This window comes from Zoogloea oleivorans, from assembly GCF_008107625.1.
Taxonomy (GTDB): Bacteria; Pseudomonadota; Gammaproteobacteria; order Burkholderiales; family Rhodocyclaceae; genus Zoogloea; species Zoogloea oleivorans.
Genome location: NZ_SDKK01000015.1, coordinates 68,332 through 88,956 on the forward strand (window position 1 = coordinate 68,332; position 20,625 = coordinate 88,956).

Annotated in this window: 16 protein-coding genes; 8 read left to right on the plus strand and 8 right to left on the minus strand. The window is 66.1% G+C overall.

The window, feature by feature from the left end; genetic code table 11:
• Nucleotides 1–41: 41 nt before the first annotated feature.
• From ETQ85_RS16130 to ETQ85_RS16155, 6 genes are all read right to left on the minus strand, one after another.
• Nucleotides 42–1,526 carry a c-type cytochrome gene (locus ETQ85_RS16130; RefSeq protein WP_148580105.1) on the minus strand — a complete coding sequence of 495 codons (1,485 nt, stop codon included), beginning with the start codon at nt 1,524–1,526 and terminating at the stop codon, nt 42–44.
• A gap of 13 nt (nt 1,527–1,539) precedes the next feature.
• Entirely contained in the window at nt 1,540–3,057 is a 1,518-nt protein-coding gene (locus ETQ85_RS16135) for a c-type cytochrome (protein ID WP_148580106.1), read from the minus strand.
• A 14-nt stretch (nt 3,058–3,071) separates the two neighbouring features.
• Nucleotides 3,072–4,832, minus strand: a complete 1,761-nt coding sequence (locus tag ETQ85_RS16140) for a hypothetical protein (protein WP_148580107.1) — start codon at nt 4,830–4,832, stop codon at nt 3,072–3,074.
• A gap of 24 nt (nt 4,833–4,856) precedes the next feature.
• Entirely contained in the window at nt 4,857–5,729 is an 873-nt protein-coding gene (locus ETQ85_RS16145) for a hypothetical protein (RefSeq protein ID WP_148580108.1), read from the minus strand.
• A gap of 15 nt (nt 5,730–5,744) precedes the next feature.
• Nucleotides 5,745–8,369 (minus strand): c-type cytochrome, encoded by a 2,625-nt coding sequence (locus ETQ85_RS16150; protein ID WP_148580109.1) that lies wholly within the window; start codon nt 8,367–8,369, stop codon nt 5,745–5,747.
• A 150-nt stretch (nt 8,370–8,519) separates the two neighbouring features.
• Nucleotides 8,520–9,428, minus strand: a complete 909-nt coding sequence (locus tag ETQ85_RS16155; protein WP_148580110.1) for a LysR family transcriptional regulator — start codon at nt 9,426–9,428, stop codon at nt 8,520–8,522.
• Nucleotides 9,429–9,530: 102 nt separating this feature from the next.
• On the opposite strand from ETQ85_RS16155, the gene ETQ85_RS16160 reads away from it, so the two are divergent.
• From ETQ85_RS16160 to ETQ85_RS16185, 6 genes are all read left to right on the plus strand, one after another.
• The gene (locus ETQ85_RS16160; protein ID WP_148580111.1) at nt 9,531–10,412 is read left to right on the plus strand and encodes an SDR family oxidoreductase; all 882 of its coding nucleotides are present in this window, start codon (nt 9,531–9,533) and stop codon (nt 10,410–10,412) included.
• Nucleotides 10,409–11,224, plus strand: a complete 816-nt coding sequence (locus ETQ85_RS16165; RefSeq protein ID WP_148580112.1) for a DODA-type extradiol aromatic ring-opening family dioxygenase — start codon at nt 10,409–10,411, stop codon at nt 11,222–11,224. Before ETQ85_RS16160 ends, ETQ85_RS16165 begins: the two co-directional genes overlap by 4 nt.
• 2 nt (nt 11,225–11,226) lie before the next feature.
• Entirely contained in the window at nt 11,227–11,766 is a 540-nt protein-coding gene (locus ETQ85_RS16170; protein WP_148580113.1) for a cytochrome b, read from the plus strand.
• Nucleotides 11,767–11,790: 24 nt separating this feature from the next.
• Complete coding sequence (locus ETQ85_RS16175; protein ID WP_148580114.1) at nt 11,791–12,366, plus strand: YceI family protein; 576 nt, start codon at nt 11,791–11,793, stop codon at nt 12,364–12,366.
• A gap of 38 nt (nt 12,367–12,404) precedes the next feature.
• Nucleotides 12,405–12,971 (plus strand): YceI family protein, encoded by a 567-nt coding sequence (locus ETQ85_RS16180; protein WP_148580115.1) that lies wholly within the window; start codon nt 12,405–12,407, stop codon nt 12,969–12,971.
• A gap of 294 nt (nt 12,972–13,265) precedes the next feature.
• The gene (locus tag ETQ85_RS16185) at nt 13,266–14,384 is read left to right on the plus strand and encodes an acyltransferase family protein (protein ID WP_148580116.1); all 1,119 of its coding nucleotides are present in this window, start codon (nt 13,266–13,268) and stop codon (nt 14,382–14,384) included.
• Here ETQ85_RS16185 and ETQ85_RS26980 read toward each other — a convergent pair.
• Nucleotides 14,381–17,299: an HD domain-containing phosphohydrolase gene (locus ETQ85_RS26980; RefSeq protein ID WP_148580117.1), complete on the minus strand. Its 2,919-nt coding sequence runs from the start codon at nt 17,297–17,299 to the stop codon at nt 14,381–14,383. The genes ETQ85_RS16185 and ETQ85_RS26980 overlap by 4 nt on opposite strands.
• A gap of 14 nt (nt 17,300–17,313) precedes the next feature.
• Nucleotides 17,314–18,342 carry an AraC family transcriptional regulator gene (locus ETQ85_RS16195; RefSeq protein WP_148580118.1) on the minus strand — a complete coding sequence of 343 codons (1,029 nt, stop codon included), beginning with the start codon at nt 18,340–18,342 and terminating at the stop codon, nt 17,314–17,316.
• A 169-nt stretch (nt 18,343–18,511) separates the two neighbouring features.
• On the opposite strand from ETQ85_RS16195, the gene ETQ85_RS16200 reads away from it, so the two are divergent.
• Both ETQ85_RS16200 and ETQ85_RS16205 read left to right on the plus strand, forming a co-directional pair.
• Nucleotides 18,512–19,276 carry a 3-hydroxyacyl-CoA dehydrogenase gene (locus ETQ85_RS16200; RefSeq protein ID WP_148580119.1) on the plus strand — a complete coding sequence of 255 codons (765 nt, stop codon included), beginning with the start codon at nt 18,512–18,514 and terminating at the stop codon, nt 19,274–19,276.
• A gap of 148 nt (nt 19,277–19,424) precedes the next feature.
• A complete protein-coding gene (locus ETQ85_RS16205) occupies nt 19,425–20,615 on the plus strand; it encodes an acetyl-CoA C-acetyltransferase (protein ID WP_148580120.1) in 1,191 nt (396 codons plus the stop codon).
• The last annotated feature ends 10 nt before the right edge of the window (nt 20,616–20,625 follow it).

Here is a 20,625-nt window from a genome sequence, read left to right on the forward strand (position 1 = left end):
CCGCGCAATCTTAGGCGCAGCCGATGAATCCCGCCAGCCTTTCAAAGCGTCTTCAGATATTCGATAAGCGCCTCCTTGTCGGCCACCGAAAGTCCGGTGCCAAACTCGTGCCCCTGGTTGCTGCCCCCCTTCGCGCCGGTATCCATGCGCGAGCCCTCCCGGCGGGCCGCCTCACCATCGGAGACAAAGCCGACCCGCTGCGGGTCGTACACGTCGTAGCCGCGCCAGAAGACTTTCGGCCGGCTGGCCGCCGGCTCCAGCAGGTCACGCAGGGTCGGCACCGCGCCGTTGTGCAGGTAAGGGGCACGAATCCAGATGCCGTCGAGGAAGGGGATCCTGTAGCCGATCAGGTCTTCCTCGACCAGCCCGCGGCGTTCGATGCCCATGCCGGCGACAACCTTGTTGGCCTTGATCGCCGCATCCTTGTTCCACGAGTCGAGTCGGCCCCGGTCGGTACCGACCTCGGCGAGCGCCGCCGGGCGGCCGGTGCGTTCGCTGGCATGGCAGGTGGCGCACTGGGCCTCGAAGACCAGCTTGCCGGCGGCCGCGCGGGCGGCGTCGACAGGGAAAGGATAGTCGGGTGGCGGCAGCCGGGTCAGATAGTCCTCCAGCCATTTCACCTGCCCGAGAAAATCCGCCTTGTCGGCCGGCGCGGCGCCGAGCACGCCGAGGGCCGAATCGATCACCACCGAATGCACGTCATGGCTGTCGCCCGCGTAGTTGAGGCGATGGCCCTTGTCCCACGGGTACTTGCCGAGCTTCCAGATGGCCGGGATGTCAGTGGGGCCGAAGGTATCGTCCATCGGCGCGCGGATCATGAAGTACTTGGTGAGGTTCATGGCATCGTCGCGGCCGCGGCCCCAGTCGGGAAAATCCGGCCGGTACAGCCATTCGAACTGGGCCTCCCGCTCGAGCAGGCGCTTTTTGGTGATCGGAATGATGAGGAAGCGATAGAGCAGCCTGTCGATAACGTCCAGACTGGTGACCCGATTGATCTCCGCCATCAGGATGTCGGCGTCGAAGCGCGGGTCCTTGGCGCAGTCGATGAGCAGGCGGAAGAAGTTCTGGATGTTGACTGTGTGGCCCGGCCCGGCAGTCACGAAGACCGGGCTCGAATCGACACTCCGGCGGTAGCTGGTGGTGTGGCAGGCGGCGCAGTTGTTGGCGACACGGGGAAAGCCGATGGTTTTTTTGGTGAAGCCGACCGGCAGTTCCTGGCCCTCCTCCCAAGCCACGCCCAGCGCTGCATAGCCACCGGCAACCACCTGCCCGTCCTGACGGAACTTCTCGGGGAAGATCCGCGGCAGCACATAGAAGATCCAGTACGGAATCCCGGCATCGTGCTCGGCACCGATCGAACCGTATTTGAAGCGGCTTTCCGGCGTTTCAAAAACCCATGCCGGCTGGGGCTCTTCCCGAAAGCCGCGACTCCAGCCCAGATAGGCGCCGGCAATGAGCAGAAGGATCAACCCCGCCAGAGCCGCCCTCTTCCCGCTGCGCCGGCTTATCCGATGTTCTGCATGCATGGCAGGCTCCCGCTCAGAAGGTTTTAAGGAATTCGACGAGGGCCGTCTTGTCCTCATCGCTCAACTCGGTGCCGTAGGGCCGCCCCTCATGGCCGGCGTTGCCGTTGCCGGCCACCGCCGTATCGAAGCGGAAAAACTGGCGCCCCGCCGCCTCGGGCAGATCCGATACAAAGCCGACTTTCTGCGGATCGAACACATCGTTGCCGCGCCAAAACACCGCCGGCCGCCGCGCCGCCGGCTCCAGCAGGTCGCGCAGGCTGGGCACCGAGCCGTTGTGCAGGTAAGGCGCCCGCAGCCACAGGCCGTCGAGAGGCATGTTGGCGTAGCCAAAGGTCTTGCGGAACTGGGTGAAGCGCCACGGATAGCCGGCGTAGAGCGCGGCCTGGTTGACCGCCAGCGTGTAAGTGTAGGAATCCAGCCGGCGGCGGTCGGTGGCGATGGCGCCGATGGGCGTCACGCGCCCCACATAATCCCCGCTGAAATCCCGCCCCGAAACGCCATGACAGACCGCGCAATATTCCTTGTAGATCGGCGCACCACGCCCAGCCAGAGCCTGATCGACGGGGAAGAGCGCGCTGAACGCCGGCGGCTGCGCATCGAGAATCCACTCTTCCACCCGCTTGATGCGCTGAATGTCGATGGTCGGCGGCGTGGTACCGGTGCCGAAGGCGGCGCTCTTGTTGCGCTCAGTCATATCCGTGTTGTTGCCATCCCAGTGCAGTTCCATGGCGCGGGGCTCGCGGCGCGGGCGCTGCAGCCAGATCGACGGAAAATCGGCCGGTGCATCAAGCTCCTTCGGGTCGAGCAGGTGCATCGGAAAGTTGAAGATCACCTTGGCGGAATTGAAGGTATCAACCCGCCCCGGCCCCCACGCCTTCTGCTGAAAAACCCACTCGAAGCGCCCTTTCAGGGCCAGCACCCGGTCACGCATGATGGCGATGGCCACCGGATACACCACGTAGCGGTCGAGCAGATCGAGGTTGGCGCCCTGGCGCTGGATCTCGGGAATCAGGTATTCCTTGGAAAACTTGGGATCGGCGGCGCAACGGAAGAAGAAGGTCTCAAAGGCCTGCATGTTGAAGAGCGCCGCCGGCATCCCGCTCACCAGCAGTGCCGGCTTGTCCGGCGCGGCGCGTACGGTACTGGTGTGGCACACCGCGCAATTGACGAAAACCCGGTCGATCCCTTGGTAACGGCGCTTCGAGGTGCCCACCGGCAGATCCTTGAGGCGGCCATCCGGGCCCGTCTCGTAAAGCATGCCGATGGACTGGTAGCCCTTGCCCGGCAGGTACTGGCCGCACACCTCCGGCAGCGCTCGCCAGATCCAGTACGGAAAGCCCATTTCGTGCTCGCCGCCGGTGGAACCATACTTGAAGTGCTCCACCGGATCGGCGTAATCCACCGGATAGTCGCCGCCGAAACGGCCCGCCAGCCACAGGACGATCGTTGCCGGCAGGATCACTGTCAGCGCAAAGAGAATGAGGAAGCGCCGTTTCCAGGGGGCGGGGAAAATCACGGTACGGCGGGACATGATCGTCTCCTCGCTTATTGATCGGTGGCGAGACAGGGGCGTAGGGCTTCATAACCGTCGGCCAGCAAGGTCTCAAGATCGGGATCGCGGCCACTTTCGGCCTTGAGCTGGGCGGCCACCACCCCCTCCAGCGCCGCCCGTTCGGGGCTCACGGCCCACGCGGCTGCATGGGTCCGGAAGGCTGGCAACAGGGTTTCAGGCGGCATCGGCGTCTTGTCCCGTTCGGCGAGCGGCCGCCGCGCCATCGCGAGGCGCACGTAGATGCGCGGCGCGCACTGGCGGATGCGAGCCTCCAGCCCGGCCGCCGGGCCATGCAGAAAGTTGGGCGGAAAACGTTCGGCGCTCAGGTGGCAGGCCGCGCACCAGGCGTGGAAGCCGGCCAGGGCGGCGGGAAGCGGTCCGCTGGCGGTCGAGTTGGGCGGACTGGCCGGCAATTCCAGCCGGGCCGCTGGCCACAGGGTTGGCGACGATTTGCGAGGCGCTTCGCCCAGGGCCGTGAGCAGCGCAGCGATCAGGCCGGCGCGAGGAATCGGCTGATCCGCCAGCAGGCTTCGGCCCGCCGGGCTGGCCACCACCGCCGCCATGGCACTGGCCAGCCTTTGGGGGCGCCGGACCAGTGCAGCCTTTAAACGCAGCCAGTCACCGTCGGCCACGAATTCCGCCACGCCGACCACCGCCTCGGCAAGCGCGTCCGGGGCCTCGCCGCGCCACACGGTATCGGGCGACCGCGGCAGCAGCGCATCGAAGCGCGCCGCCACATGGGAGCGAGCGACACGCGCGGCGCCCTCCTCCGGCCAGCGAGTCAGGCCCTGCAGCGGGTTGCGATTGGGCAGGTCGGAACGCCCGATGGCCAGACCCGTCGGCCACAGGCGGGCCGCAGACACGCGCAGCGGGCCGGCGACGACCTCCTCGGATACGGCATCCGGCGCCGCCGCCCGACCCTCCGCCAGGCGCAGGCGCAGCGCGGCCTCGAACAGCCCGGCCCGGCAGCGCAGGCCGACCTCGCCAGCGCCACAACCCTCGCGCCACAAGCGCTGGGTCAGCGCGAAGCGGTTGGCACGGCGCACCGCGTTGTCGATGGCGTAGGGCACATCCACGCCGCGCCCCACCGGAATGCCGTAAAAGCGACGCCCGACCTGGGCCAGCGTGGCAGCGACCTGCGGATTGGCGTTGGTTTCGTCCCACAAGGCACGCGAGAAGATCGGTGCGGCGTTCTGGTGGCAGGCGAAGCAGATGTTGCGGTTGGCGTAGAAAACCTGCGGATTGCCACCGGCGCGGTAATCCTTGACCAGCTGGAACTCGAAGCGCCCCGCCGCCTCGTTGTAGCTGATGACTTCCAGCACCGCCGACTTCTCCTGATAGCCGATGTAGAGCCGGTCCTTGAGCAACAGCGCACCCGGCACGGGCGGCGAATCCACGCCGACCACCACGCGGGGAAAACGGAAGTAATCCGGCGCCGCCGCCGTGCGCTGCAGGGAGCGACCAAGGGGAATCAGCACCCGCTTGGCGGGCGGCAGCAGGCTGGCCGGATCGCCAATCAGTTGGGCGTCCACGCGGGCGAGCAGCTTTTCAAACGGAAAGGGCAGCATGTGGGTGACGCGACCGTCGCGCGTGCCGGCAAACAGGGCATCGAAAAGAGATCCGCCAACCGGCGGCAGGTGATCACCAGGGGCCGCCGGGTCCACCACCCATGTCGGCGACTCAAGCGCCCACGCCGGCAGCATCGACGACACGCCGGCCAGCAGCAGGCGGATGAACAGGACGCGGCCCTTCATCTCCGCGCTCCACGCCGACGCCCCTCAGCCGCCGGCCGCAGCCAGCACCTTGCGCGCCTGGGTGCCGGACCAGCAGTCTTCCTGCACCTGCCCGGTCTTCACGAAAGCGTCCCGGCCCTGCGCGTCCATGTCCTTGTTGTAGAGCGTGAAGTTCAGCGCAAAGCCCTTGTCCAGGTAGGCCCGACCTAGGTAAAAGCCGGGGCGGATCATGCGGATTTCGTCGCGCACGCGCAGGCCGCGGCGGCCGGCGAGGTAATCCGGGTTTTCCTGGTAGCCGGGGATTTCGTCGGTAAAAAAGTAGTCGATGATGATCGATTCTCGGCGGGCATCCAGCAGGCTCTGGCCGCAGTAGAGCTTGGCCGGAAAGAGCAGCCAGGTCTGCTTGCCATTGAAGTCCATCTTCTTCGGCTCGCCCTGCACCAGGCCCATCTTTTTCAGCACGCCCAGGTCTTCGATGCGGTTGCGCAGCACGCCCTCCTGACGATAGAAAACCTTGCCGCGCCACAGGGCTTCGCCCACATCCTCGAGCACGAGCCCCTTCAGGTGCAGGCCCAGACCGGTAAAGCCGCCGACAATCTCCGACAGCCGGAACTTGCCGCTACCACCGCGGGACAGCAGGATCCGGCCGTCGAAAGCGCCATCGGGGATCGGCCCGGCCGTGAGGCGGGCGTAGATCTGGTCGAGCTGTTCCTGATCGAGGGTGGCCAGGTATTCCGGCGTGACCTTGCCCAGCTCAACAGTGGGAATCGGGTACTTGTACTCCACCTGGGCCAGATCCATCTTCGACTGGTAACTCTTGTCCCAGCTGGCAAAGGGGATATCCAGCTTCGGCACATTCTTGTTGCAGGCGCCAAGGGCGAAGGCCAGCGAGAGCATGACTGCGGTACGGACTTTCATGGCAGCTCTCTCCTCTCACAGGGTGGCGAGGAAGGCGGTGATGGCCTTCTTGTCGGTTTCGGAAAGATCCTCGCCAAAGCGGTGACCTTCGTTTTCCACCAGCTGGTCGCAGGTTTGGTAGTTGGCGGCCAGGAAGTCACGCTTCTCGCGCAGAATCTCGACGAAGCGCGCCGGGTTCTTCAGCACCTCGTCGGCGAGGCCCTGCAGGGTCGGCACCAAGGCCTTCTTGCCGGCCGCCTCCAGCCGCGCCGGGTCGCGCTTGGCGAGGAAGAGATCGCCGATCAGCTGCTTGTGCAGCAGGCCATTGAGAAAGCCGGCGCTGGCCCCCATCGGAATCTTCACCTGCCCGAAGCCTCCGAGCGGCTTCTCGACTTTGCCCTCCAGCGGACGGATACCCAGGTCGATGAGCAGATCCGAATTGGTCAGAGTGATCTTGCGGCCCCGCTCCTGCGGGTGCAGCAGCTCGTGCATGGAACGTTTGTAGAGTTCGAAACGCCCGTCCACGCTCGGGTCGTAGCGCACGCAGGCGGGCTGCTCGACGAGCAGCTTGTTGTCCTCTCCGGCGTACCGGGCCCGGTGGAAATCGTTGTCCTTGTTGGCCGGCTTGCCGCACACCTCCGGCCCAATGGCGTTGTTGTGCATGAAGGGCGCGGTGAACCAGACATTCACCAGCGAGATGTTGCGCATGTAGCCGCGGCCGCCGTTCTTCAGGTCTTCGCGCTCGGGAATGTCGGCCACACTGGGCCGGCCGCGCATGCTCTCCGAGCCGTACTCCTGGTAGAGATGACCAGCCAGGTGGTTGGAATGCAGCGAGCGGCAGCGGAAGGTGCCCACTTCGGTGATCGGCGTGGCCTGGTCGTTGCCGAGGAAGTCAGCGCGCACCTTGCGCGGGTGGGCCTCGTTCGGCGCGGCAAAGTCCCGCCCCTTGAACGGCCCGCCAGCGGCTTCGGGAATGCTCGAATGGCAGCGTGCGCAGTTTTCGGCGAACACGGTCTGACCGCGCGCCACGGCTCCTTTGCCGAATTCCTTGTCGAGATCGGCGATCAGGTCGGCGCGGCTGTAGCCGGCCGCCGGGTTCTTCGCCTTGCGGGCGTTGGCGCGGGCCGCGTGCAGGTCGGTTTCATCCGATTCGGCCGAGGCGAAGAAGTCGAGGAGATTCTGCAGACGGTCCTCGACGGCCCGGAAGTTGGGGCAGTCGCGCCGGCACTGGCCGACATTGAAGGCAGTCTGGCCAAAGCCGCGCTGCTCCGGGTCCACCTGGCGCATGTCGGTAAAGTGATTGACCCAGCACTGCTCGGAGCAGGAGCCGATGTTGAAGTACACGCGCTGAATCGCCTCGTGGGCGCCGGTGGAATCCTCGCCGCCCTTGAGAATGTGATGCACGCCCGGCAGATTCACCTTGGCGCCGCCCAGAAAAACCGGCGTCACATCATCGCTGCGGGTGGAAAACTGCCAGCACTTGCCCTGCCGGCCAGGCTCGCACCAGCATTTGGCTTCGTCCTTCTCGGCACCGCACTCGGCCACCTTGCGCCACTTGCTCACCGCCTCGCCCTTGAACACCGGGCGCTGGGCCACGTTGATCAGCGCGTTGATGCTGCCCGGGTTGTTCACCTGGTCATGGGAGATCGCCGAGGTGTCGGTAACGCCCGGCCGCGCGTGGGCGAACATCTGGTATTCCAGCGCCGACTTGGGCATGCCCGAGCCGAGCAGTTCGGACATGCGGGTGTACTGGTTGCCCACCAGACCCTTGATGTTTTCCCACTGCGGATGCGCCGGATCGGCCGGCGGATTAAGCGGGTCGAAGGCGATGTGGCAGGAGCCGCAGGAGGTACCGATCAGGAACGGCGGCTCGACCGAGCCATCGGCCAGCTTGCTCACCCGGCGGTCGGAGTCGATGCCGGTTGTCGCATCCATCTTGCGGTCGAAGCCCACCCAACTGGCATTTCCACCATTCAGGGCCTTCCATTTTTCGGCGTCGAAGCGCGGATTCGGGAACTTGCGAATGCCCAGCGCGCCGGTAGAGGTGCCGAACTTCAGGTCGCAAGCCGTGTGGCGCTGATCAAGCTTGCCGCCCTGGCTGTGCGGGTCGTCCGGGTCGAGGGCGGCGTCCTTCAGGCCGCAGGCCGGGTCCACGTAGTCGGGCTTGCCGACGTATTTCAATAGCACGTCGTCACCGGGGCACCAGTCGAAGCCGTAGGTTTCGTCGGATGACTTGGCCGGGCAGTTGGCATCGCCCGGCTTGCAGCAGGACGGGTCGTTGATGATGCCCCAGGCCCAGAAGCGGTCATCGCGCTGGTCGGCGCGCAGCACGCGGAACCAGTCCACCAGCACGCCGACGCGCTGCTGGAAGGTGTAGGTGTGGAAACGTTCGTTGCCGGCAGTGGCCTTGAACCAGATCAGGCGGCCGACACATTCGGATTCGCTGAGCCCTTCACGGGCACACGATTCACGGTAGGGCAGATCCTGGTCCACCAGACCGACCTCCGGCACCCGTGGCATGGGCGGCGCGGCTTGCACAGCCGGGATATCGGCCGCATGAGCGAGGGTCAGACCGGGGTCGAATCCAGCGGAGTGCGTGAAGAGCCAGATCCCAAACACGGCAATGGCGACCGCGACCGCGGCCAGACAGGTGCGCTTCATGGCTGCATCCCCTTCCCGGAAGATTGCTTGCCCGGCACCCGCCTCGACGCGGTGGAGTCTTATGCCCCCTGGTTCAGTCAGGATTCTCTCTGTCGGGGCCGGTCATGATGGTGTTATAGCAAAGATAAGGCCCCCTGCAATCCGGCACGCTCAGGGCAGCCCCTGATCCCAGTAAGGCACCGGGCCAATGCGCTCGGCCAGGTAGTCCGCCAGCGCTCGCACCCGGGTGGGCAGATAGCGGTTGCTCGGAAAGACTGCGTAGATACCCAGTTCGGGGCTCGGGTATTCCGCCAGAATCACCTCGAGCAAGCCGGCCTGCACGGCCGGGGCGGCAATGAAACTCGGCTGCCGAGTGATGCCCAGACCACGCTGGCAAACATCCACAAGGGCATCGCCGCTGTTGGCCTGGAGCCGGCTTTTCACCGGCACCCACAGCAGCTCGCCATTGACCTGATAGGGCCAGGCCGCCCGGGCGGTACCGGTGTAGCCCAGACAATGGTGCCCGGCGAGATCGGCCGGCACCTGCGGGCGACCGTGACGCGCCAGGTATTCCGGCGAGGCCAGCGTCAGCAGCCGGGACGAACAGATGCGCCGCGCCACCTGGGTCGGGTCGAGCGCGGTGGTGATGCGGATCGCCATGTCGAGGCCGCTTTCGATGAGATTCACCTGGCGGTCGTTGAAGTCGATGTCGAGGCTCACCTCGGGAAAGACCGTCACGAAATCGGCCACCATCGGCGCCAGGTGACGCACCCCGAAACTCACCGGCACACTGAGGCGGATCGGGCCGCGGGGAGTACGGTCGCCGCCCGACAAATCGCCCTCGGCAGCGCCCACCAGATCGAGGATTTCCCGGCAGCGCTCCAGGTACACCTCGCCTTCGGCCGTGAGCTTGAGGCTGCGCGTGCTGCGGGCGATCAGCTTGGTACCCAGGTGCGCCTCCAGCGCCGCAACGATGCGCGTCACCGCCGAACGGGCCAGCCCCAGGTGATCGGCGACGGCCGTGAAGCTGCCCGCCTCGGCCACGCGGATGAAGACTTCCATGCCATGCAGTCGATCCATTGTTTCAAATCCAGCAACAAAGATTTCCCCATTAAAGGCTATTTCCGGGCGAATCGAAAGCCTAAAGTGCAGTCCATACCCAACCAAAACAGAGAGAACGCCGTGATCCTCGTAACCGGCGCCAATGGCCAGCTTGGCCGGCGCATCGTCCAGCACCTCATCGCCCGCTCTCCGGCCCCCGTGGCCGGCAAGCTGGCGGTGAGCGTGCGGGACCCCGGCAAGGCCGCCGACCTGGCGGCCCGGGGCGTGGAAGTACGGCACGGAAACTTCGACCACCCGGACACCCTCGCCAACGCCTTCGCCGGCGTCGAGCGGCTCGTTCTGGTGTCCACCGACGGCCCGCGGGAACAACGCATCGTCCAACAGCGCAACGCGGTGAGCGCTGCAGCACGGGCCGGCATACAGCACGTCTACTACACCAGCTTCCTCGACGTGGCCGCCGACTCGCCGTCGGAGTTCGCCGCCATCCATCGGGACACCGAAGCCGCACTGGCCAATAGCGGCCTGGCCCACACGCTGCTGCGCCTGCCCCTCTATGCCGAAGGCTTGGCAATGATTGCCGGGCTGGCCCTGGAGGGTGGCGTGCTCTACCTGCCCGCCGGCAAGGGCGCGGCAAGCCTGGTGTCGCGGGACGATCTGGCTCAGGCCATCGCCGCCGCCGCCCTCGCCCCGCGTCTCGACAAGCAGGTGTATGAACTGACCGGCCAGGTGGCTGCCGACTACGCCAGCATCGCCACAAAGATCGCCCGCGCCAGCGGCCGGTCACTGGTTTATAAAGCGGTCCAGGAGACCGACTACATCGCCGCACTGGTGAAACATGGTCTGTCCATCTGGCTCGCCACGGCCCTCGCCAAACTGTTTGCCGCCGTCGCCGAAGGCCGCATGGCCGCCACCGGCAACGATTTCGCCGCCCTCGTCGGCCACCCGCCCAAATCCCTGGACTGCCTGATCCACGAGCATTTCGCCCCGAGGAACAAAGCATGACTGCCCGTCACCCCGTTCTTTTCGTCTCCCACGGCGCCCCCGACGTACTGCTCAACCCCGGTGCCACCGTGCATCTGTGGGAAAAGCTCGGCGCCAAACTGCCGCGCCCCACCGCCATTCTGGTGATCTCCGCCCACTGGGCCGCTCGCGAACCAACCGTCAGCACGGCCCGCACACCCGAAACCATCCACGATTTCGGCGGTTTTCCCGACGCGCTGTACGCCATGCAGTACCAGGCCCCCGGCGCACCGGCGCTGGCCGCCCGGGTGCGCGAGCTGCTCACTGCGGCAAAGCTGCCGAATGGTGAAGTCTCCGACCGGGGCCTCGACCACGGCGCCTGGATTCCGCTGCAGGCCATGTATCCGGACGCCGACATTCCGGTGGTCGAGCTGGCCCTGCAGCCCTTCGCCGGCACCGACTGGCACCGGCGCATCGGCGCCGCCCTGCGCCCGCTGCGCGACGAAGGCGTGCTGATCCTCGCCTCCGGTGCCGTCACCCACAACTTCGGCTGGCTCACCTGGGGCGACAACAGCACCCCGCTCCCCCAGGCCGTCAGCTTCGCCAACTGGCTTGGCGACGCCCTCGCCCGCGACGACCGGCCGGCCCTGCTCGAATACCGCCGCCTCGCCGCCCAGGGCGCAGCCGCCCACCCCAGCGAAGAGCACCTGCTGCCGCTGTTTGCGGCCCTCGGCGCCGCCAATCCGGGTGAAATCCCGCTGCGCCTGGAACCCGAATACACCTACGGCGGTCTGGCCATGGACGCCTACCTGTGGCAAGAAGGCAGCCAGACCCCTTTCCAAACGGAGCAATAAGCATGTCGAGTTACACCCAGCGCTACTCGGGCCCGGCCATCGCCGCCCACTGGCTCATCGCCTTCTTGATCCTGGCAGCCTTTCCGCTCGGCCTCTACATGCACGAGCTGCCCCTGTCGCCCAACAAGCTCAAGCTTTATTCGTATCACAAGTGGATCGGCATGACCGTGCTGCTGCTCTTCGTGCCGCGCCTGCTGTGGCGCCTTACCCACACGCCGCCCAAGGCCCTGCCCATGCCGGCCTGGCAGCACAGGATTGCCGAAGGCACCCACCACCTGCTCTACCTGCTGATGTTTCTGGTGCCGCTCAGCGGCTGGCTGATGAGTTCCGCCAAGGGTTTCCAGGTGGTGTATTTCGGCGTGCTGCCGATCCCCGACCTGATCGGCAAGAGCGAAGAGCTGGGCGACCTCCTCAAGGAAGTCCATGAAGTCCTCAACTGGGTGCTGTTCGGCCTTATCGGCCTGCACGTGGCCGGCGCCCTCAAGCACCACATCATCGACCGGGACAGCACCCTGCGCCGCATGCTGCCCTTCGGCAAGTAATCAGAAAACTCCAAGGAGAGCCCCATGAAGATCCGTCACATCGCCCTTTCCGCCGCAGCCCTGCTCCTCGCCGGTGCCGCCCAGTCTGTCGAATTCAAGCAAGTGGATACCGCCAGGAGCAGCCTCGCCTTCAGCTCCAAGCAGATGGGCGTGCCGGTGCCCGGCAGCTTCAAGAAGTTCACCACCCAGATCGCCTTCGACCCGGCCAAACCCACCGCCGCCAGCACCACGCTGGAGATCGACCTGGCCAGCATCGACGCCGGCTCGAAGGATGCCAACGACGAAGTGGTCGGCAAGCAGTGGTTCAACGTCAAGGCCTTCCCCACCGCCAGGTTCGTGTCGTCCGGCGTCAAGGCCCTCGGCGGCAACCGCTACGAAGCCCTCGGCAAGATGACCATCAAGGGCCAGACCCGCGACATCGTCGCCCCCTTCACCTTCAAGCAGGATGGCGCCAACGGCGTCTTCGACGGCGGCTTCGTGCTCAAGCGCATGGACTTCAACATCGGCGAAGGCCCGTGGGCCGATGTGTCCGCCGTCGCCAACGAAATCGAAATCAAGTTCCACGTCGTGGCAGCCCCGGCCGCCGCGGCCAAGAAGTAAAAGCCCAACCCCCACAGCCTCACTCAAAAGGAAAACCCATGAAAAAGCTCATCGCTCTCGCCATCGCCGCCGGCATTTCCTCCGCCGCCTTCGCCGCTCCCGAGACCTACACCATCGAGGGCACCCACACCCTGCCGCGCTTCGAATACAGCCACCTCGGCTATTCGGTGCAGCTGTCGCGCTTCGACAAGACCACCGGCACCATCACCCTCGACCGCGCCGCCAAGACCGGCTCGGTGGACGTAACCATCGACACCACCTCGGTGAACACCGGCTACGCGCTGTTCAACCAGCACATCCAGGGCGCTGACTTCCTGGCCACCGCCGAATTCCCGACGGCCACTTACAAGTCTACCAAGGTGAACTTCAAGGGTGACGCTCCGGCCACCATCGACGGCAACCTGACCCTCAAGGGCATCACCAAGCCGGTCACCCTGACCGTCGTGTCCTTCCACTGCATGCCCCACCCGATGCTGAAGAAAGATGCCTGTGGCGCCACCGCCACCGCCAAGGTCAAGCGCACCGACTTCAACATGGGCAAGAACGCCCCCTACGTCGGCGATGAAGTGACCATCACCATCCCGGTCGAAGCCTACAAGCCGTAAGCCCTCAATGTGACATGCCGCGCGCCCCTTGTGCCCATTCCGGGTTCACAAGGGGCGCGTTCCCATTCCTCGCGCGTATAATTATGGATTAACGCTCAACAGCCGCAGTGCGCGCCGCAGCGTCCGCGGTTTCCGGTTGGATCTGGCTGCTCACGTCTCTCCGTCTCCCCGGTCTTGTCACCGGCGGGATGGTTTCGTTTTTTTCCTCAGATCACACCTGCCAGGGCCGGCCCGCAAGGTCGTCCCTGGCGCATGTTGAGCACCGATTCCTGCTTGCCGGAGGACGCGCGAGACATGCGCAGTAACGCTTCAAGAATGCCGGCGGTCGACGCCCTCAAGGCCATCGCCTGCGTGCTCATCGTGCTGCACCACCTGGCCTTCTACGGCCCGATGGCCGACATCGCCAAGCCCCTGATGCCCGCGCTGATCGAAGGCCTGGACATCTACGCGCGCATGGCCGTGCAGGTTTTCCTGGTGGTGTCCGGCTTCCTCTTTGCGGCCAAGTTCGCGCCCCATGGCGTCGCCTCGATCAAGGCCCCGCTCAACCTGCTGCTGCAACGCTACACCCGGCTGGTCGTGCCCTACTCGGCCGCCCTGCTGCTGGCCGTCTGCTGTTCGGCTGTCGCCGGAGTGTGGATGGATCACCACTCCCTGTCCGCCGCGCCCGACCTGCCCCAGCTGCTTGCGCATGTGCTGCTGCTGCATGACCTGCTCGACCAGGAAGCCCTGTCCGCCGGCGTCTGGTACGTGGCCATCGACTTCCAGCTGTTTGCACTGGCCATCCTGCTGCTGTGGCTGCCGGGCCGCTTCGCCGGCCACCACCCGTGGCTGAAGGCGGCCGCGCCGCTCCTTATCGGCGGCATGACCATCGCCTCCCTGTTCGGCTTCAACCGGGACAATCTCTGGGACGAATCGGCCTTCTACTTCTTTGGCGCCTTCGGATTGGGGATCATGGCCTGGTGGGCTTCGGGCCGGACGTACGCAGGCCGCTGGCTGGGCCTGCTCGCCCTGCTCGCCACCGCCGCGCTGGCGGTGGACTTCCGCGAGCGCATCGCCATCGCTGCCGGAGTCATGCTGTTTCTTGGCCTGGCGCGCGCATCCGGCTTCCTGAACACCCTGCCGGTTCCGGCCCCCCTGCTGGCCCTGAGCCGGATTTCGTACTCGGTGTTCCTGGTGCACTTCCCCCTGTGCCTGCTGGTGAACGCCACCATCACCACCCTGTTCCCGGCCAATCCGGTAATCAACGCCCTCGGCATGGTCATCGCGCTGGCCCTCAGCATCGCCGGCGGCGCACTGTTCTACCGTCGTATCGAGAGTTACCCCTTCCCCAACCGCATGCGCCTGCTGTTCCCGGCTGGCGTGGTTGCCGGCGGCTGGCTCACGGCCCTGGCGGCCGCAAACTTTGGCGGCTAAAGCACCTTCTCCACATCCACCTCGTCCACATACGCCCGCTGCATGAAGCGTTCCGCGTAATCGCGATACACGCCGGCACGCAGGAACAGCGCGAAGATGTCCGGGTCGATGTGACCCTCGTCGCGCATGCGGGCCATGATCGCCACCGCCTCAGACAGCTTCTTGCCTGTTTTATAGGGCCGGTCAATGGCCGTCAGCGCCTCGAAAATGTCGGCGATGGCCATCATCCGCGCCACCGGACTCATCTGCCCGCGAGTCAGGCCGCGCGGGTAGCCGGTGCCATCCATCTTCTCGTGATGCCCGCCGGCAATCTCCGGCACCGCCTTCAGGTGCCGCGGAAAAGGCAGCTCGGCGAGCATCCGGATGGTCTGCACGATGTGCTCGTTGATCTTGAAGCGATCCTCCTCGGTGAGGGTGCCCCGAGAGATGGACAGATTGAGCAGCTCACCGCGGTTGTAGAGCAGCTCCGGCACTTTCAGGCGGAAGCCCCACGGATTGTCGGCCGGTATCACGTCTTCGGCGCCCCGCGCGAAGCGGTGCTCCGGCTTGTCGGCGATGAGCGGCTCGGCCACCGGCAGCGCAGGCCCCGGCCCCATGCGACGGCGCTCCTCGGGCGACACGCCCAGACGATCGTCGAGGGTGCGCAGCCAGCGGCGTGCGGCGATCTGCTGTAGGCGCTCGATGCGCGCCGGCGCCATCTCCTCGCTCCCGACGTTGCAGGATGCGACGAAGGCGAACTCCTCGTCGAGCGTCGCCCATATAGCCACCCGCCGGGCCTCTTCCGTTGCCCTGTCCGCTCCGCCAGCAATGGCCTGCCAGCAGGCGATCTCGGCATCCCGCTTGAGCAATTCGAAGCGCAGGCGGATTTCGTGGATGCGGTCGTGGATGGTTTCCAGCTTGGTCGCCTTGTCCACGATGTATTCGGGGGTCGTCACCTTGCCGCAGTCGTGAAGCCAGGCGGCCACATGCACGGCTTCCCAGTCCTCGGCGCCGAGGCTGAAATCCCGGAAGGGCCCGTGGGTCGCATCACAGGCCGCCTGGGCAAGCATCTTGGTCAGCTCCGGAACCCGGGCACAGTGCCCGCCGGTGTAAGGGCTCTTGGCGTCGATGGCTCCGGCCAGAAGCTGGATGAAGGCCTCGAAAAGCTGCTTCTGGGCGCGGATCAGGGCCCGCGTTTCGACCGACACCGCCGCCGAACCGGACAGGGCCTCGACAAAATGCACCAGGTCGGCCGCCGGCGCCTCGTCGAACCACAACACCAGCAGCCCCAGACGGGCATGCTTGCGGTCGAGCAGAGGAACCGCCAGGTAGGCCATGTGGGATGCCTCCAGGGCACCGAACAGCGGCGCGCAGTGACGCCTGGCGCCCTGCCCGGCGTTCAGGTCGCCAACGCCGGAACGCTCGCCGGCTGAAACCAGCCCGGCCATGTCCGCCCCGGGCGGGGCCAGTTCGAGGGCCAGGCTGGTGCCGGAGGCATCCCGCAAGGCTGCCGGATCCAGCACCTCGCTGTCATCCCGGGCCAGGTAGAGCACACCGGCACGGGCCCCAACCACCCCCACCGTCTCGTCCACCAGGCGCGGCAGCAGACGGTCGAAATCGGACTCCTCGGCCATCACCGAGGCAATGTCCAGAAAGCGCCGGACCGCCCGCTTCATGGCCGCCAGGTCGGTGGCCAGATCGTCCACCTCGCGCACCACCGAACGCGTCGCCACCGGGCTGGAAAAGTCGAAACGGCGAATCGCCGCAGTCTCGTCCGCCAGTTCGCGGATCGGTCGCGATACCAGCCGGGCCGCCAGATAAGTGAAAGGCAGCGCAAGGAATATGACCAGCAGGGTGGCAATGATGGAACGGTCGCGGATTGCCCGCGCGTCGGTGAGGAATTCCTCATCGGGAATGGCCACCCCCAGATACAGCGGCCGGCCGCCGCGCACCGGCAACCGGGCCACCGCCCCATGCCAGTCACGACCTCCGGCGCTGAAGGCGGTGAGCGGCAGATCGTCCCCCCCTTCGGCCCGGGGCACCCGCTGCACAAGAGCCGCCAGCGCACCACCGGACAGGCTGGTGACCTTTGGCCTCTCGGTTTCCGTGCCGTTGATGGCGGCCGCCAGCCAGTCCGGCTCGGTGTAGGCCACCACCCGCAGATCGTCATCGAACAGCACCAACTGCGAGCCCGGCGTGATGCGCTGACGCCGCAGGGTTTCGTCGAGGGTGGCCAGGCGGATGTCGGCTCCCACCACCGCCCGGCCGGTATCGGCCAGCCGGGCCACGGTAACCCCCGGCTTGCGCGTCGATGCGAACAGGTAAGGCGCAGTCTGGATCGGCTCGGCACTACCCAGGGCCTGGATATACCAGCTGCGTCGACGGGGGTCGTAACTGCCCGGATAGTCTGGCCGCGGGTCATTCCGCAGCTCGGCCAGCCCCTCGTCGAGGAAGATGAAATGCCCTTCGCCCCCGGCAATGCTCTGGATCACATAGGCGGCACCGGGCGGCGCGGCAAGCTGGCGACGGTCAGCATCGCTGAGCAGACGCAGCAGCATGAAGAAGTCCCCGTCCCCGTAGCCGATGTAATACGCCGACACCGACTCCGCCGCCCGCAAGGCCTCGCGAAAGGCCGGCAAGCCGCTCCGCCTGTCCGCCAGCGTGGTGGCGCGGGCCACCGGCTGGAGGGCAAGAAGCCGCACCGAGGCATTCACCGGCTGCATCAGACTCTCGATCTCGGCAACGGTCTGACGGGAAATCCGGATCAGCAGATCCCCCGCCGCCCGCTCCAGCATTTCGGCACTGCGCACGTAAGACACCCACGCGATGCTCCCGCCGGCGATCAGCACCAGCAGGAAGAACAGCGTCGAGATGTGGATATGCAGCGGAAGACGAAAGCGACGCGCCGGGGCGGGGGGTTTCAGGTCGCTCGCCATCTGCTGGTCTCCCGCTAGGCCTGGTGGCCGGCCAGGGCGCGCCGGTATTCCCCCGGCCGGGTGCCGGTCCATTTCTTGAAGGCCCGGTGGAAGGCGCTGGCCTCCGCAAAACCCAGGTCGAGGGCAATGTCGAGCACCGACTTGTCGGAGTGGCTCAACTGGCTGATCGCCAAGTCGCGACGCAGATCGTCCTTGATCAACTGGTAGGACTGGCCCTCGTCGATCAAGTGGCGGCGCAGTGTGGACCCCGAGAAATGCAGTTGCTGCGCAAGGGTCTCGAAATCGGGCCAGGTGTCCGGCGGAATGTGCCGCAACTGACGCCGGATGCGCGCCACCAGGCCCTCGCTGTTGCGGTACTTGACCAGAAAGTTGGCCGGCGCGCTGCGCAGGAAAATCTTCATCGTGCGCTCGTTCTGCACGTTGGCCATATCCAGGTATTCGGCCGGAAAGGCAATCGCCGTCTCCGTCGCGGCGAAACCCAGCTCGGGCGAGAAGAGCACCCGCCATTCGGGGCTGTAATCGGGCTCGGCACAGCGAAAGCGCGCATGGTTGAGCGGAATGCGCCGGCCGATCAGCCAGCAGGCGAGGCCGTGGATCATGATCAGGAAGGTGCCGTAGGCAAAGGCCCGGCGCGGCGCCACATCCCGCTCAACCAGCACTACCCGCGCCGTCTCGCCCTCCCGCAGCAGCACGCCCTCCATGTCGTCAAGCACCACCCGGAAGAAGCGCAGAACCCGCCGCAAGGCCCGCTCCAACGTGTCGCAGTGAATCACACTGTGGCACAGCAGCGTGAAGCTGCCAGCCTTCATGCGGTGAGAGTCCATGCCGAAAAACTCATCGTCCATGGCCTGGGCGACCAGATGCCAGAGCACGCCGAAGTGCGCCGACGAGACCCGCGCCTGCGGTGCATTGAGGAGTTCCGGCGAAATGCCGGCGCGATTCAGCAGATCGAGCGTGTCGATGCCATGCGCACGAACGCCCGCCAGCGCCTCCTGGACGAAACTGATGGAGATGGTGCCCTTGTCGGGCGTACGCTCGCTCATCGGAACCCGGGCGGTAGAAAGGGATTGCAGCCTCTTGATGTGGCAAATTCTACCATTCACATTGAGCGATTTCGGCATGGAGCCCGGGGCCGCTTGTGCCTAGACTGCGCCACGCATCGCGCCCGGCGCGGCTAACTGTATCCACCCACAAGAACGAGGAGAGAAATACATGGAAATCCAGAACAACGTATTCGTGGTGACCGGCGGTGGTTCGGGCCTGGGCGCGGCCACCGCGCGGATGATCGTCGCCAATGGCGGCAAGGTCGTACTGGCCGATGTGAACAAGGAAGCCGGCGAAGCGCTGGCCGCCGAACTGGGCACCAACGCCCGCTTCGTTGCCACCGATGTGACCGGCGAAGAGAGCGCCAAGGGCGCCTTCGCCGCCGCTGTCGAAATGGGCACCCTGCGCGGCCTGGTGAACTGTGCCGGCATCGCCCCGGCCGAAAAGGTGGTTGGCCGCGAAGGCGCCCACAAGCTGGAAAGCTTCGCCCGCACCATCAATATCAACCTGGTGGGCAGCTTCAACATGATCCGTCTGGCTGCGGAAATCATGGTCAAGAACGAACCCAACGCCGGTGGCGAGCGCGGCGTGATCGTCAGCACCGCCTCGGTGGCTGCCTTCGACGGCCAGCTCGGCCAGGCCGGCTATGCCGCCTCCAAGGGCGGCGTGGTCGCCATGACCCTGCCCATCGCCCGCGAACTGTGCCGCTCCGGCATCCGCGTGATGACCATCGCCCCGGGCATCATGGAAACCCCGATGCTCCTCGGCATGCCCGCCGACGTGCAGGACGCCCTCGGCAAGATGGTTCCCTTCCCCTCGCGCATGGGCAAGCCGGCCGAATACGCCGGGCTGGTCGAACACATCTTTGCCAACGCCTACCTGAACGGCGAAGTCATCCGCCTCGACGGCGCCATCCGCATGGCCGCCAAGTAAGAAGAACGCCCGCTACCACTCTGTGGGTCGGACTTCAGTCCGACTTCACGCGTCGCTCAGGCACTGGCTGTCGGACTGAAGTCCGACCCACAGGTCTGGCCCTTCAGTTCCTGCCAACGCCACCCGAATTCACGAAAGGTTTTCCCCCATGACCACCACCAACGATCCTGTCGTCATTGTCTCCGCCGTCCGCACCCCGATGGGTGGCTTCCAGGGTGATTTCGCTGCCCTCACCGCGCCCCAGCTGGGCGGCGTGGCGATCAAGGCCGCCGTCGAGCGCGCCGGCATCTCTGCCGAAGCCATCGAAGAAGTGATCTTCGGCTGCGTGCTGCCCGCCGGCCTCGGCCAGGCACCGGCCCGTCAGGCGGCCCTAGGCGGCGGCCTGCCCCTGTCGGCCGGCTGTACCACCGTCAACAAGATGTGCGGCTCCGGCATGAAGGCCACCATGCTGGCCCACGACCTGCTGCTGGCCGGCACCAATGAAGTGATGATCGCCGGCGGCATGGAGTCCATGACCAATTCGCCCTACATCCTGCCCAAGGCCCGCGGCGGCTACCGCCTCGGCCACGGCCAGGTGCTGGACCACATGTTCCTCGACGGCCTCGAAGATGCCTACGACAAGGGCCGCCTGATGGGCACCTTCGCCGAAGACTGCGCCGGCAACTACGGCTTCACCCGCGAAGCCCAGGACACCTACGCCATCGCCTCCACCACCCGCGCCCAGGCCGCCATCAAGGATGGCTCCTTCGAGTGGGAAATCGCTCCCGTCACCGTCGCCGGCCGCAAGGGCGACGTGACCATCGCCAGCGACGAGCAGCCGCCCAAGGCCAACATCGACAAGATTCCCAGCCTCAAGCCGGCCTTCCGCAAGGACGGCACGGTGACCCCGGCCAACTCCAGCTCCATCTCCGACGGCGCCGCCGCGCTGGTGCTGATGCGCGCCTCCACCGCCGCCGCCAAGGGTCTCAAGCCCATCGCCAAGATCGTCGGCCACACCACCCACGCCCACCAGCCGGCCCTGTTCGCCACCGCCCCGGTCGGCGCCATGCAGAAGCTGCTCGCCAAGACCGGCTGGACCACCGCCGACGTGGACCTGTGGGAAATCAACGAAGCCTTCGCCGTCGTCACCATGGCCGCCATCCATGACCTCAAGCTCGATCACGCCAAGGTGAACATCAACGGCGGCGCCTGCGCCCTCGGCCACCCCATCGGCGCCTCCGGCGCCCGCATCATCGTCACCCTGCTCGGCGCGCTGAAGAAGACCGGCGGCAAGCGCGGCATCGCCAGCCTGTGCATCGGCGGCGGCGAAGCCACGGCCCTGGCCGTGGAAATGCTCTAAGGAAACCCAC